Consider the following 13,469-nt stretch of genomic DNA (forward strand, 5'->3'; position numbering starts at 1 on the left):
GCAATGAGTACAGCAGGTTTATTGTCAATTTTATTAATCGGAATTGCTTCTAATTTAGATAATGCGGGTGTAGGAATTGCTTACGGTATTCGTAAAATCCGGATTTCATGGTTTAATAACTTTGTCATTGCATTTTTTGGATTTTTATTTACTTTATTAGCTGGATTTTTTGGGAATTGGATTTCATTATTTATTTCAGATTTTACGGCAAATCTTATCGGGGCAGCTGTGCTAGGAATAATTGGTGTGTTTATTTTATGTCAGCCATTTTTCAGTAAAAAAGAAACAGTAGAAAATAAAGATGATGGTGTACTTATGGGGATTTTACGTAATCCAGAAAAAGCGGATTTTGATGGTTCTAAAACAATTAGTTTTTCAGAGGCACTTGTATTAGGAGTTGCATTGTCAATTAATAATATTGCAGGTGGATTTGATGCAGGGGTAACAAATTTAAATCTTTGGCTTACAGCAATTATTTCTGGGATATTTAGTTTCATTTGCATTAGTGGGTTTGCGTATGTTGGGAAAAGATTTTTAGCGGAATATTTAGGGAAATGGGCAACAGTTATTGCAGGGGTGTTATTAATTCTTATTGGAATAGATCAACTATTATAAGAAAAGTAAAAAGCAATATTCGAGTATTTCCTTGGAAATACATCAAAGGGCTGCATATATCGACAGTAGTTTTTGCATACTAATTATTGAACGCTTTAATGAAAGGGGAATCTATATGGGACGTGGAAAATCATTTGATCATAAGAAAAAAGGTGATCATAAGCCTCCTAAAGGTGCTTTCATTCATAAAGATGTAAATGAACATACTTTAGAAGAAGAAGAGCTACCTGTTAATATTGAAACGTATAAAAATAGTTTGAAAAAACATTAAAAGCACCTACATAGGTGCTTTTTAGCGTATATCTTCAATTAGTTGTTCAGATTCTTCGTGCATGCTGTATTCACTTAAAACTTGAATACAAAGCCATTTTAGCTCTTCAATACTATGCTCAAGTTCTTCAGGCAGCACATGGTGAATATCTTCAAGTCCCATTCCGAAATGAATAAGTTCTAATACTTGATCATCGATGTTCCGATCCATTAATAGTTCAAGCACTTCTAAATTGAATATGTATCGGTGTGCTTCATCGAGTGAAACAACTTTTAGCTTCAAACTTTCTACAATACTCAATATAAAAAGAAGAATTGTTTTTTCAAGAACAGGTTGTTTCGCCATTTGAAATATAAGTTTCATCTTTTACACCTCCACATATAGCGCTAGGTTGTACTATATTATTCAGGAGGGGGGAGCAAATATGCATAATAAAGAGAAAATTTCCTTAATGTTTTTGGGCAGCGTATTAATGCCTAGTGGAACTGAAATTTTCATGAAATAAAAAATCCTGCTAGTATAGCAGGATAACTTCCGAATTAAAATATGCTCCAACTTTCTTGAGCAGAAAGGAGTTCAAGAATTTTAAAACCAGCGATACTATTTCCGTTTGCATCTAAAGCTGGTCCGAAGATCCCGATTCCCATTTCACCTTTTACGCAACCGAAAATACCACCGGCTACACCACTTTTCGCAGGGATTCCAACACGTATTGCAAATTCACCAGATTCGTTATACATTCCGCAAGTAACCATAAATGTTTTACAAATCTTTGTAATATGTTTTGGGATAATTTGTTTCTTCTTATATGGATCATATCCGTCCATTGCAAAAATTAAACCAATACGTGCTAAATCGATACAGTTAACCTCAATTGCACATTGACGTGTATATAAATCCATAAGTTCTTCAATATCGCTATCAATAATACCGTTTTGTTTCATATAGTAACAAAGTGAACGGTTTAAGTAAGCTGTCTCTAATTCAGAAGTGGCAACTTTAGAAGAATAATTAATAGTAGGATTATCTGTTATATCACGTACAAATCGAAGAATGCGTTCCATCTTTTCTTCGTTATTATTACCAGCAAGCATACTTGTAATAGCTAATGCACCTGCATTAATCATTGGATTAAGAGGTTTGGAAGGGCTTGTTGTTTCTAGTTTAATAATAGAATTAAATGGATCACCAGTTGGTTCCATTCCGACTTTAGAAAATACATATTCTTCACCACAATCTAAAAGGGCAAGGGCAAGTGTAATTACTTTGGAAATACTTTGAAGAGTAAATAATGTTTGTGAGTTACCAGCATGAATATATTCTGTCTCTTTATGGAAAATGGCAATACCTAAATCATCTGGATTTGCATTTCCTAGTTCGGGGATATAAGTAGCAAGTTTTCCTTTTTTCGTATATGGTTTTACTTGTTCTAACAACTGTTGTAAGTTGTTTGTTTCAATGCACTGCATAGTACCAACGCTCCTATTTCGAATTGACTAAGTTTACTATTCCCGATATGCTCGAAAATAAATAATAACATGAAAAAGTGGAATGATAAAACGAAAGTTATCTGTGCTATAATAAGTTTTTTTGCCTGTATATTTTGTAGTTAGTAAGGAGAATTTCCCTTTTATATAACAGTTTGGAAATAGAAAACTTATCCATAAAAAGTTCGGAAATAAAAGCTACACATCTATACAACTATATGTTATTATGGATATGTAATAGAAAGCGTTTTCTAAAGCGTAATTATAATGATAACGATTTCACAAATTTGATAGGGGGAATTAAAATGTTGCAGTTTTTACAACGTATTGGTAAAGCGTTAATGCTTCCAATCGCCGTGCTACCAGCAGCAGGATTATTGCTTCGTTTAGGGCAACCAGATGTATTTGATATTCCTGTTATGGCACAGGCCGGTGCAGCTGTTTTTGATAATTTAGCACTTATTTTTGCAATTGGTATTGCAATCGGTCTTTCAGTTGATGGTAGTGGTGCCGCAGGTCTTGCAGGTGCAATTGGTTATTTGGTTATGAAAAACAGTATTGATGCACTTAGTAAGGGATATTCTACTGCAGAATTACAAGATAAATTAGGTAAAGTTCAAGATTTAATAGGTAATAGCGCAAATGTAGATCCATCTAAGCTTGCAGATACAATGACACAAGTATCTAAGGCAGCCGAATTATCGACTAAAGTGGATATGAAAGTTTTAGGTGGTATTATTGTCGGTGTTATAGCAGGATTCCTTTATAATAAATTCCATAAAATTAAACTTCCAGAATGGTTAGGTTTCTTTGCTGGAAAACGTTTCGTTCCGATTGTTACATCGGTTGTGATGCTAATATTAGGAATTCTATTCGCACAAATTTGGCCAGCGATTCAAAATGGAATCGATGCATTAGCGCATGGAATTGTTAATTTAGGTGCAATTGGTTCAGGTCTATTCGGTCTATTAAACCGTCTATTAATTCCAATTGGTTTACACCACGTAATGAACACATACTTCTGGTTCGTGTTTGGTGACTTTACAAATGCAGCAGGTAATGTTGTAAATGGTGATATCGCTCGTTTCCTTGCAGGGGATAAAACAGCAGGTATGTTTATGACTGGTTTCTTCCCAGTTATGATGTTCGGTTTACCAGCAGCATGTTTCGCAATGATTGCAGCTGCTAAACCAGAAAAACGTAAAATGGTTACAGGTATGTTAGGTGGTCTAGCATTAACTTCATTCTTAACTGGTATTACAGAACCAATCGAATTCTCATTCATGTTCTTATCACCAGTATTATATGGTATTCATGCAGTATTAACAGGTCTTTCTTTATTCATTACAACAACACTTGGCATTCACGATGGTTTCACATTTAGTGCCGGTGCAATTGATTACTTCTTAAACTTTGGTATTGCAACAAAACCAGTGTTACTAGCGGGAATCGGTTTAATTTACGCAGCAATTTACTTCGTAGTATTCTACTTCTTAATTAAGAAGTTCGACTTAAAAACTCCTGGTCGTGAAGATGACGATGAGTTAGTTGAAGATGGTGATGCACCAGTTGCTGGTTCAATTGGTGAAACTTATGTAGCTGCTTTAGGTGGAAAAGACAATTTAACAGTTATTGATAACTGTGCAACGCGTCTACGCCTACAAGTGAAAGATGCAGGTTTAGTAAATGAACCAGCATTAAAACGCGCAGGTGCAAAAGGTGTTATGAAATTAAGTAACACAAGTGTGCAAGTTATCGTAGGTACAAATGTTGAGTCTGTTGCTGACGATATGAAAAAGCACGTATAAATAATTAGATAAGAGGATATCCCGAAAGATTGATAATAACGGTCTTTTAGAGGATATCCTCTTTTTTTATGTTAAAAAAATAACGCGAATCTTACTTTTGTAAATTTTCTTTTTCTTTTTTGTACATATAGGTTGGTAATATGTTCGGTGCGTGATAAAGTAGGGATGACATAGAATGGAGTGTCTTTAATCTACAGAAATGATGTGGAAAAAGTCTTGTGTAGATGAATTAAATTATCGGTAAATAAGGGGAAAAAGGTAATCATGGATCAGGAAAAAAATACTATTAATGGGAAAGCAAATCGGTCGATTGTATACATAAAAAGAACAATTATTCTAGCCCTACTATTTTCACTTGTATATTTCATGTATACAAAAATTGTTGCGCATCATAAAAAAGAGGAAACTTTAAAAGCAGCAGCAGAAATGAAGAAACAAGAAGAGATAAAAAAGCAAGAAGAAATGAAAAGGCAAGAGGCTCAAAAACAAAAAGAACTGAAAGAACAGGAAGAACTAGCAAAGCAAGCACAAGTAATTGAGAAGCAGGCAGAAGGACCACCTCAAGAAATTAATGAAAACGCTCAATTGGATCAATATTTGCAGGGCACAGGTTTTAGTGGGACAGCCATTATTGTGAAGAATGGGAAAGTCCTTTTGAATAAAGGATACGGTATGGCGAACAAAGAGAAGCAAGTACCGAATAATTCAGAAACAACTTTTTATATTGGCTCTATTTCGAAGGCGTTTGTAGCGACTGCTATTATGCAATTGAAAGATCAAAATAAATTACAAGTAGAGGATACGGTAGCGAAGTATATTCCGGATTTTCCTCAAGGTAATGCTATTCAGCTAAAACATTTATTAACACATACATCAGGAATTCCTGAATATGAGCAGGGAAAAGATGATATTTCTCATGAGGAATTGATAAGGCGAATAGGAAACCAGAAGCGTATTGGGGCTCCAGGAGAGAAATGGAAGTATTCAGATTCGAATTACTCCATACTTGCCTACATTGTTGAAAAAGTAAGTGGGCAACCATTAGAAGAATATATTAAACAGCACATCTTTGCTACTGCTGGTATGAAGCATTCTGGTTTTGGTAAAGCGTTAGAACAAACAAGATTCCCATCAACTGGTTATAAAATAGTAAATAATAATATGACAACACCTAATATTCCGAGCATGTCACAACTATATGGTTGCGGTGATATATATACAAGCGCGCATGATTTATATTTATTTAATGAAGCGTTATTCTCTGGAAAATTAATTTCAAAAGAGAGTTACAATCAAATGTTTACAGCTGTGAAAAAGGATTATGGATTTGGATGGTATGTAGATCCGGGAAGTTATTCGAATCACGGTGTAATGCCAGGTTGGAATTGTTTAAATGGATTTAGTAAAAATGGAAGTGTGTATGTTGTTTTATTATCTAACATTCAAAATAACATAAAATCCTTTGGTAAAGTGAATAATGACATTTACACGATGTTACGAAAAATAGAAGTGTAAAAGACTGTCCTTTTTGGATAGTCTTTTTTTTCAAAGAAGCGCTTGGAAATAGAAATAGAGGAGTTATATAGCGGTTCTGGAGGAGTGCTGGACTTAAAAGCCCACACTGATTAAAGCTTCACTTTATCTTATTGTGAAAAGAAGTGTACCTAATAGGTACACTTCTTTTCAGTCTGCTATAAAAAACTATAACAGATTAGGAGATAAGAGTATTACAGCTCTACAATGGGTATCGTTCTTATATTACAAAATAGGACTCGTATATAAGGGTACAAAAAAATACAATCAAAGAAAGGGCTAATTACAAAGGATTTAAAATGAAGTTTACACTATGTATATAGTAGTTTGCTCAACATTTCACAAACATGTCACAACTATTTCGTCCACTTCCGAAAAAAAGTAGTATTCTAAGTGTGTAAGCTGTTATATAAAAAATCTTAGTCCTGTACTAATCAAAAATGGAGGAGATTAGGATGACTCAAGTATTAGAAAACGTAAAAAACGCGTGGGAAAACTTTAAAGGTGAAAAGTGGAAAGCAGAGATTGATGTTCGCGATTTCATTTTAAATAATGTAAACGTTTACGAAGGAGAAGACTCTTTCTTAGCGGGAGCAACTGAAGCAACGAAAAAACTTTGGGATCAAGTAATGGATTTAACAACAAAGGAACGTGAAAACGGTGGCGTTCTTGATATGGATACAAAAGTTGTTTCTTCTATTACATCACATGAACCAGGATATTTAAATAAAGATATTGAAAAGGTAGTCGGTTTCCAAACTGATAAACCATTTAAACGTTCTTTACAACCATATGGTGGTATTCGTATGGCAGAACAAGCTTGTGAAGCTTATGGATATGAAATGGACAAAGAACTTAGTAGTATTTTCAGAGACTGGCGCAAAACTCATAACCAAGGTGTATTTGATGCCTATACACCAGAAATGAAAGCAGCTCGTAAATCAGGCGTTATTACTGGTCTTCCAGATGCATATGGACGTGGACGTATTATCGGTGATTATCGCCGCGTAGCGTTATATGGTATAGACCATTTAATTGAAGCGAAAAAAGCTGATTTTAATTTAACTGGTGGTGTAATGAGCGAAGAGACAATGCGTTTACGCGAAGAATTATCTGAGCAAATGCGTGCACTTCAAGAATTAAAACAAATGGCTGCTTCTCATGGCTTCGATATTTCTAAGCCAGCAACAAATGCACAAGAAGCATTCCAATGGTTATACTTCGCTTATCTTGCAGCAATTAAAGAACAAAACGGGGCAGCAATGAGCCTTGGACGTACTTCTACATTCTTAGATATTTATATTGAAAGAGATTTAGCAAATGGTACTTTAACAGAAGAAGCAGCACAAGAAATTGTTGACCATTTCATTATGAAATTACGTCTTGTGAAATTTGCAAGAACACCTGATTATAATGAACTATTCTCTGGAGATCCAACTTGGGTAACTGAATCTATCGGTGGTATTGCACTAGACGGTCGTCCATTAGTAACAAAGAACTCATTCCGTTTCTTGCATACATTAGATAATTTAGGGCCAGCACCAGAACCAAACTTAACAGTTCTTTGGTCTAAACAATTACCACAAAACTTTAAAAACTACTGTGCGAAAATGTCTATTAAAACATCAGCAATTCAATACGAAAATGATGACATTATGCGTCCAGAATATGGTGATGACTACGGTATTGCTTGTTGTGTATCTGCAATGAGAATTGGTAAACAAATGCAGTTCTTCGGAGCACGTGCAAACTTAGCAAAAGCATTATTATATGCGATTAACGGCGGTAAAGATGAAAAATCAAAAGGTCAAGTTGGTCCTGAGTACGCACCAATTACTTCTGAAGTATTAGATTATGAAGAAGTTATGCATAAGTTTGATATGACAATGGAATGGTTAGCGGGTCTATATTTAAACACATTAAATGTTATCCACTACATGCACGATAAATATAGCTATGAACGTATTGAAATGGCACTTCATGATACAAACGTTCTTCGTACGATGGCAACAGGTATCGCGGGTCTATCTGTAGTAGCAGACTCTTTAAGTGCAATTAAATATGCAAAAGTAAAACCAATTCGTGATGAAAATGGTATTGCAGTTGATTTCGAAATCGAGGGAGATTTCCCTAAATACGGTAACAATGATGATCGTGTAGATGAAATTGCAGTAAATCTTGTGAAAACATTTATGAATAAGCTTCGCAAACATAAAACATATCGCAATTCTGTTCATACAATGTCAATCTTAACAATCACATCTAACGTTGTATACGGTAAGAAAACTGGTAACACTCCAGATGGACGTCGTACTGGAGAACCATTTGCACCAGGTGCAAACCCAATGCATGGCCGTGATACAAAAGGTGCATTAGCGTCATTATTATCTGTAGCTAAATTACCATATGAAGATGCACAAGATGGTATTTCTAATACATTCTCTATTATTCCAAAAGCGCTTGGTAAAGAAGATGATGTACAAGTACGTAACTTAGTATCTATGCTTGATGGATACGCAATAAAAGAAGGACATCACTTAAATATTAACGTATTTAATCGTGAAACATTAATGGACGCAATGGAGCATCCTGAAAAATATCCACAATTAACAATTCGTGTATCTGGTTACGCTGTTAACTTTATTAAATTAACTCGTGAACAGCAAATTGATGTAATTAACCGTACAATGCATGAAAGCATGTAAGTAAAAAAGTGCCCCTCTGCTTTTAATATATGGTGGAGGGGGCTGTTTCAATAAAGGAGGAAGTAACATGGTAAAAGGAAGAATACATTCTGTAGAGTCTTGTGGTACTGTTGATGGCCCAGGGATTCGTTATGTCATATTTACACAAGGGTGTTTATTACGTTGTCAATATTGTCATAATGCTGATACGTGGGAGATTGGTAAGGGAAAAGAAATAACAGTTGAAGAAGTGATGCAGGATGTGACATGTTACCTTCCATTTATTGAAGCTTCCGGAGGCGGTATAACGGTTAGCGGTGGAGAGCCACTACTACAGTTAGACTTCTTAATTGAGTTGTTTAAAAAGTGCAAAGAAGCTGGTATTCATACAACAATCGATTCTTCTGGCGGTTGTTATTCTGAAGAACCAGAATTCCAAAGCAAGCTAAATATTTTAATGGATTATACAGATTTAGTTTTATTGGATTTGAAGCATATTGATTCAAAGAAACATCGTAAATTAACCGGGAAACCCAATGAACATATTTTACAATTTGCTCGTTATTTATCAGACAGAAAGAAACCAATTTGGGTAAGACATGTATTGGTTCCTGGCGTTACTGATGGTGAAGAAGATCTGCAAAAATTATCAAGCTTTATTCAAAGCTTATCTAATGTTAAGAAAGTGGAAGTGTTGCCATATCATAAGCTAGGTGTCTATAAATGGGAGGCACTTGGACATAAGTATCCACTTGCGGATGTGAATCCACCGACAGAAGAAAATGTTGAACATGCGAAACATATTTTAAAAGCAGTCTAATCCATATATTGGATTAGGCTTTTTGTTTCTTCATAAGAAAATATAGAGTATATATTTAGAAAGGAGTATACTGAAAATAGAATATCCATATTTTTGTAAAGAATAAGCGGAGAAATTTACATAATTGTAAAGGGAAATCAAAATAGTAAAAAGAATTAAGAAGTAAAAGAATGAGTATCATGGAATATAGAACGTTTGTAAGTTATTGCGAAAGCTCTTATAGGAAAGTATAATGTAAAGATATGAGCACAGATAGGATTAAGGGGTCAATCTTATATGCTTTGCATATCCACGACAGGTACATAGCTAACAGGAGAGTATTGGAATCCGAGTATGTAATTTTTAAGGAAAATGTTTTTCCTATTGTCGTATATGCAATATGGAGAAACAAAAAGCTAGGAGTGGATTTGTTTGATAAAAAACCCCAAGGTTTTAATATTAACTGCACATTACGGTAACGGTCATGTGCAAGTAGCAAAAACATTAGAACAAACATTTCGCCAAAAAGGAATCAAAGATGTAATCGTGTGCGACTTGTTTGGAGAATCACATCCAGTTATAACCGATATTACGAAATATTTGTATTTAAAAAGTTATACGATAGGAAAAGAATTATATCGTTTGTTTTATTACGGTGTAGAAAAAATTTATGATAAGAAAATAGCATCTTGGTATGCGAATTTTGGGAGAAAACGTTTGAAGTCGCTCTTACAGGCGGAGAAACCGGATATTGTTATCAATACCTTTCCAATCATCGCTGTACCAGAATTGAAAAAACAAATAGGTATTTCTATTCCTGTTTATAACGTATTAACGGATTTTTGCGTGCATAAAATATGGATTCATCGAGAAGTAGATCGTTATTTTGTAGCAACTGATCATGTGAAAAAAGTGATGGTTGATATTGGTGTGCCTTCAGAGCAAATTGTTGAAACAGGGATTCCGATTCGTAGTAGTTTTGAGCTAAAGATAAATCCAGAAATTATATATAATAAATATCAGTTATGTAAGGATAAAAAGATTTTACTAATTGTAGCAGGTGCTCATGGTGTGCTTGGGAGTGTAAAAGAACTATGCCAGTCATTTATGTCAGTACCAAATTTACAAGTAGTTGTCGTTTGTGGGAAAAACGAAGCTTTAAAGCAGGATTTATTGGGACTACAGGAGAAAAGTTCTGATGCTTTAAAAGTATTTGGTTATGTTGAAAATATTGATGAGTTATTCCGTGTTACTTCTTGTATGATTACGAAGCCAGGTGGTATTACATTAAGCGAAGCAGCAGCATTACAAGTACCTGTCATTTTATATAAGCCTGTCCCAGGACAAGAAAATGAAAATGCGTTGTATTTTGAAAGAAAAGGGGCTGCAGTTGTAATCCGTGATGACAGTGAGGTTTTTGCAAAAACAGAGGCGTTATTACAAGATGATATGAAGCTTCTCCAAATGAAAGAAGCCATGAAGAGTATTTATCGTCCTGAACCGGCAGGTCATATCGTGGATACAATTTTGGCAGAAAATCATGCAGAGCCGAATCATATACCTATTAAATCACCAGCTCTTGCCGAATCTTTTACTTAATATGAAACCCCTCTTTTAAACTTTTAAAGAGGGTTTTTTATTATTTTAACAAAAATAAACGTGCATTATTAACTTATCCACAAAGGATTGCGTTTTTATTAGACAGTAAAGTCGGAATATTAACAACTATATCCACATAGTCCACAATTTTTAGAAAAATATCCACAATTCTTACATTTGGTATTCGTTTAAATAAATGAATTTGTAAAATGTTTTTTGAATTTATGCACAATTGTACAGGTGTTGTGGATAAAGTTGTCCACAGAAAAAGGTTCCTTATTTATAAGGAACCTTTTTCAATTCTATCCTATCACTTAGAAAAAATTATGTAATGAAAATGAATAATTAGGGGGAAATCTTCTAATTATTCATTTTCACTTTAAATACCTTTTGAGCGATAACCCGCTGCACGATCTGCTTTTCGGAATTCTCGTTGATAGAGAACTTCTTGTGTACTAGATAATGTGTTTTTTGCTTTATCACGTTTCTTTTTATCCATTACAAATCACCTCGTGTCCTAAAGTCACTATCTATCGTTTCCAAAGACATGGGGTGATATACATATATGTTAAACTAGTATTGATTAATTATCATTTCTGAAATTTTAGATTATGCTTCTTTTAATTGGTGTGCTTCTTGGAAGGCTGTATCTCGCATTGTTGCAAGTGTATATTGATCTTTTGGAATTTCATATAAGTTATATACTTCTTCATGCGCGTTAATTTCATCATAAACGGCTTTTCTTGTTTCGTTTGCTAGATTTACATATTGTAGTTTTTCGGCAGCTTTAATAGAACGGATATTTATTTTACGAATACGCATAAAGATCGTTTCAATATCTAATTCATAGAAAAGTTCGCTAAAAAATGAATCTTTTGCCAATTTATTATATCCTTTACCATGATATGGTTTGCCAAGCCATGTCCCGAGGAATCCGGCTTTTTCTTGCACATCAAATAAAGTAATCGTGCCGATGGGGTTACCCCATTCATCTAAAATTGTGCGTGAGATCAATTCTCCACGCTCTTCGGCTTCAATTGTTTGTTTCGTTAAAAATAAATATTCTTCATAAGAATAAGCCTTTTGACGCACAAAAGGGAAGACAGCTGGATCCACCATTAACTCGTATAGAACGTGGCTGTCGTGTAAGTCGCGTTTTTTCAACATACTAACTCCTCCTCACACGAGGGTAGCATGACGAAAAAACACCCCACCCTCGAAATTTTTATATCAATCTTTAAAAAATTTCGGGGTGGGAATCGAACCCACTAGAACCAGTTTATAACGCTGGTGGCGCACCATTTGCCTTCCCCATTCATCAATTTGAAAATGATAATCACGACACAAATTGATTATGGTTTCATTCAGTTTATAATCGTATAATACTTTATCTAGTCAAAAAAATAAACTAGTTTTTTTTATTTTTTTTGTAAATTATTTTTCCGTCAATCATCGTGAGTACAGGCTTGGCTAAATAATGGAAAGGATGGTGAGTCCACAACACGAGATCAGCATCTTTTCCAACTTCAATGCTTCCAATTCTATCCTCTAAACGTAAATTTCGAGCTGGAAAAATAGTGATTCCTTCCAACGCTGTTTTTTCATCTAATCCTTCTCTTACTGCAATGGCAGCGCAAACATTTAAATATTGAATAGGTGTATAAGGGTGATCTGTTGTAATAGAGACTTCTATTCCACTTTTCGATAATATATGGTAAGTATCCCATGTTTTGTTTTTAAGTTCGATTTTTGAACGTCGTGTAAGAGTAGGGCCAACTGAAATCTTTAAATTGTGTTTCGAAAGTTCCTCAACAATAAAGTGTCCTTCAGTACAATGTTCAATACGTAAATCAAGATTGAATTCTGTCGCAAAGCGTAAAGCAGAATTAATATCATCTGCACGGTGAGCGTGGATACGTACCGGTATTTCCCGGCGGAGTGCTTTTAAAATAGGAAGCATTCGAAAATCAGCTTCATGTCCGTAGTGTTGTGCTTCGTAGAAGGATTCTCGAAGCAAGCCCATAATTCCCATACGTGTAATTGATTCTTTTGTTCCGTTGCTATGGACCTTTTTAGGGTTTTCTCCAAAGGCAATTTTTAAACCAGCAGGTTCTTGAATAATCATATGATCAATACAAGTTCCAGCGGTTTTTATGACACAAGTAGTACCCCCTATAATGTTTTGGCTTCCAGGCATAACGTGAACAGTTGTAATTCCATTTTGTACAGCATCTTGAAATGCAATATCAAAAGGATGGATTCCGTCTAAAGAACGGATATGTGGTGTTGAAACTTCAGATGTTTCATTCGCATCATTGCCAGCCCAACCGGTACCTTCATCGTAGAGGCCAAGGTGAGTATGGACATCAATAAATCCAGGTAGGAGATGAAGAGCTCGTGCATCTATAACGGTCATATCTTGAGTAGGATCAATATAAGGTTTAACCGCGGTGATTCGTTCTCCTGTAACGAGTACATCTCCTTGAAACTTTTGGGATGTAATAGGATATACAATGGCTTGTTTGAGCAGTATTTTCATAGATACCTCATTTCCGTCACCTTGTAATGTGTGTACTATAAGTTTAGACAAAGCAACTGAAAGGTTTTTCGTGTAGTAATGCTCCGGAGTCTAGAAAATGAAAGTTTTGGAGGGGATAAAGTAAAGGGGATTCA

12 protein-coding genes and 1 pseudogene are annotated in these 13,469 nt (G+C 34.8%); 8 read left to right on the forward strand and 5 right to left on the reverse strand.

Features of this window, described 5'->3' with window-relative positions:
- Nucleotides 1-3: 3 nt before the first annotated feature.
- Both ytaF and MR109_RS23700 read left to right on the forward strand, forming a co-directional pair.
- A complete protein-coding gene (ytaF, locus tag MR109_RS23695; protein WP_071718695.1) occupies nt 4-615 on the forward strand; it encodes a sporulation membrane protein YtaF in 612 nt (203 codons plus the stop codon).
- A gap of 115 nt (nt 616-730) precedes the next feature.
- Nucleotides 731-886: a hypothetical protein gene (locus MR109_RS23700; RefSeq protein WP_000532412.1), complete on the forward strand. Its 156-nt coding sequence runs from the start codon at nt 731-733 to the stop codon at nt 884-886.
- Nucleotides 887-907: 21 nt separating this feature from the next.
- Here the strand turns inward: MR109_RS23700 and MR109_RS23705 are convergent, their stop codons facing one another.
- Nucleotides 908-1,249: a DUF3969 family protein gene (locus tag MR109_RS23705; RefSeq protein ID WP_002174732.1), complete on the reverse strand. Its 342-nt coding sequence runs from the start codon at nt 1,247-1,249 to the stop codon at nt 908-910.
- 176 nt (nt 1,250-1,425) lie between these two features.
- Entirely contained in the window at nt 1,426-2,355 is a 930-nt protein-coding gene (gene glsA, locus MR109_RS23710; protein WP_002174733.1) for a glutaminase A, read from the reverse strand.
- Nucleotides 2,356-2,678: 323 nt separating this feature from the next.
- Between glsA and nagE the strand changes: the two genes are divergently transcribed.
- The 6 genes and pseudogenes from nagE to MR109_RS23735 all read left to right on the forward strand — a co-directional run bounded on the left by nagE (nt 2,679) and on the right by MR109_RS23735 (nt 10,796).
- Entirely contained in the window at nt 2,679-4,181 is a 1,503-nt protein-coding gene (gene nagE, locus MR109_RS23715) for an N-acetylglucosamine-specific PTS transporter subunit IIBC (protein WP_242274098.1), read from the forward strand.
- 264 nt (nt 4,182-4,445) lie between these two features.
- On the forward strand, nt 4,446-5,696 hold the full coding sequence (locus MR109_RS23720; protein ID WP_242274100.1) for a serine hydrolase domain-containing protein: 1,251 nt from the start codon (nt 4,446-4,448) through the stop codon (nt 5,694-5,696).
- A gap of 106 nt (nt 5,697-5,802) precedes the next feature.
- Nucleotides 5,803-6,017: pseudogene (locus MR109_RS30450) on the forward strand (hypothetical protein).
- Between the two features lie 152 nt (nt 6,018-6,169).
- Nucleotides 6,170-8,419, forward strand: a complete 2,250-nt coding sequence (gene pflB, locus MR109_RS23725; protein WP_242274101.1) for a formate C-acetyltransferase — start codon at nt 6,170-6,172, stop codon at nt 8,417-8,419.
- Nucleotides 8,420-8,486: 67 nt separating this feature from the next.
- Complete coding sequence (gene pflA, locus MR109_RS23730; protein ID WP_002174737.1) at nt 8,487-9,218, forward strand: pyruvate formate-lyase-activating protein; 732 nt, start codon at nt 8,487-8,489, stop codon at nt 9,216-9,218.
- Nucleotides 9,219-9,629: 411 nt separating this feature from the next.
- Complete coding sequence (locus tag MR109_RS23735; RefSeq protein WP_048375668.1) at nt 9,630-10,796, forward strand: diglucosyl diacylglycerol synthase; 1,167 nt, start codon at nt 9,630-9,632, stop codon at nt 10,794-10,796.
- A 379-nt stretch (nt 10,797-11,175) separates the two neighbouring features.
- Here MR109_RS23735 and MR109_RS23740 read toward each other — a convergent pair whose 3' ends face one another.
- The 3 genes from MR109_RS23740 to MR109_RS23750 all read right to left on the reverse strand — a co-directional run bounded on the left by MR109_RS23740 (nt 11,176) and on the right by MR109_RS23750 (nt 13,335).
- Entirely contained in the window at nt 11,176-11,295 is a 120-nt protein-coding gene (locus MR109_RS23740; RefSeq protein ID WP_002174739.1) for a YfhE family protein, read from the reverse strand.
- Nucleotides 11,296-11,405: 110 nt separating this feature from the next.
- Complete coding sequence (locus tag MR109_RS23745; RefSeq protein ID WP_048375670.1) at nt 11,406-11,963, reverse strand: GNAT family N-acetyltransferase; 558 nt, start codon at nt 11,961-11,963, stop codon at nt 11,406-11,408.
- Between the two features lie 241 nt (nt 11,964-12,204).
- Nucleotides 12,205-13,335, reverse strand: a complete 1,131-nt coding sequence (locus tag MR109_RS23750) for an amidohydrolase (RefSeq protein ID WP_002174740.1) — start codon at nt 13,333-13,335, stop codon at nt 12,205-12,207.
- Nucleotides 13,336-13,469 lie beyond the last annotated feature (134 nt).

The organism is Bacillus cereus group sp. BfR-BA-01310 (assembly GCF_022664325.1).
GTDB classification, from domain to species: domain Bacteria; phylum Bacillota; class Bacilli; order Bacillales; family Bacillaceae_G; genus Bacillus_A; species Bacillus_A paramycoides.

Coding starts and splice junctions, on each gene's coding strand:
- MR109_RS23740 (WP_002174739.1), bottom strand. CDS start 11,295: ATGGATAAAAAGAAACGTGATAAAGCAAAAAACACATTATCTAGTACA.
- MR109_RS23700 (WP_000532412.1), top strand. CDS start 731: ATGGGACGTGGAAAATCATTTGATCATAAGAAAAAAGGTGATCATAAG.
- MR109_RS23720 (WP_242274100.1), top strand. CDS start 4,446: ATGGATCAGGAAAAAAATACTATTAATGGGAAAGCAAATCGGTCGATT.
- MR109_RS23745 (WP_048375670.1), bottom strand. CDS start 11,963: ATGTTGAAAAAACGCGACTTACACGACAGCCACGTTCTATACGAGTTA.
- MR109_RS23705 (WP_002174732.1), bottom strand. CDS start 1,249: ATGAAACTTATATTTCAAATGGCGAAACAACCTGTTCTTGAAAAAACA.
- ytaF (WP_071718695.1), top strand. CDS start 4: ATGAGTACAGCAGGTTTATTGTCAATTTTATTAATCGGAATTGCTTCT.
- nagE (WP_242274098.1), top strand. CDS start 2,679: ATGTTGCAGTTTTTACAACGTATTGGTAAAGCGTTAATGCTTCCAATC.
- pflB (WP_242274101.1), top strand. CDS start 6,170: ATGACTCAAGTATTAGAAAACGTAAAAAACGCGTGGGAAAACTTTAAA.
- MR109_RS23750 (WP_002174740.1), bottom strand. CDS start 13,335: ATGAAAATACTGCTCAAACAAGCCATTGTATATCCTATTACATCCCAA.
- pflA (WP_002174737.1), top strand. CDS start 8,487: ATGGTAAAAGGAAGAATACATTCTGTAGAGTCTTGTGGTACTGTTGAT.
- glsA (WP_002174733.1), bottom strand. CDS start 2,355: ATGCAGTGCATTGAAACAAACAACTTACAACAGTTGTTAGAACAAGTA.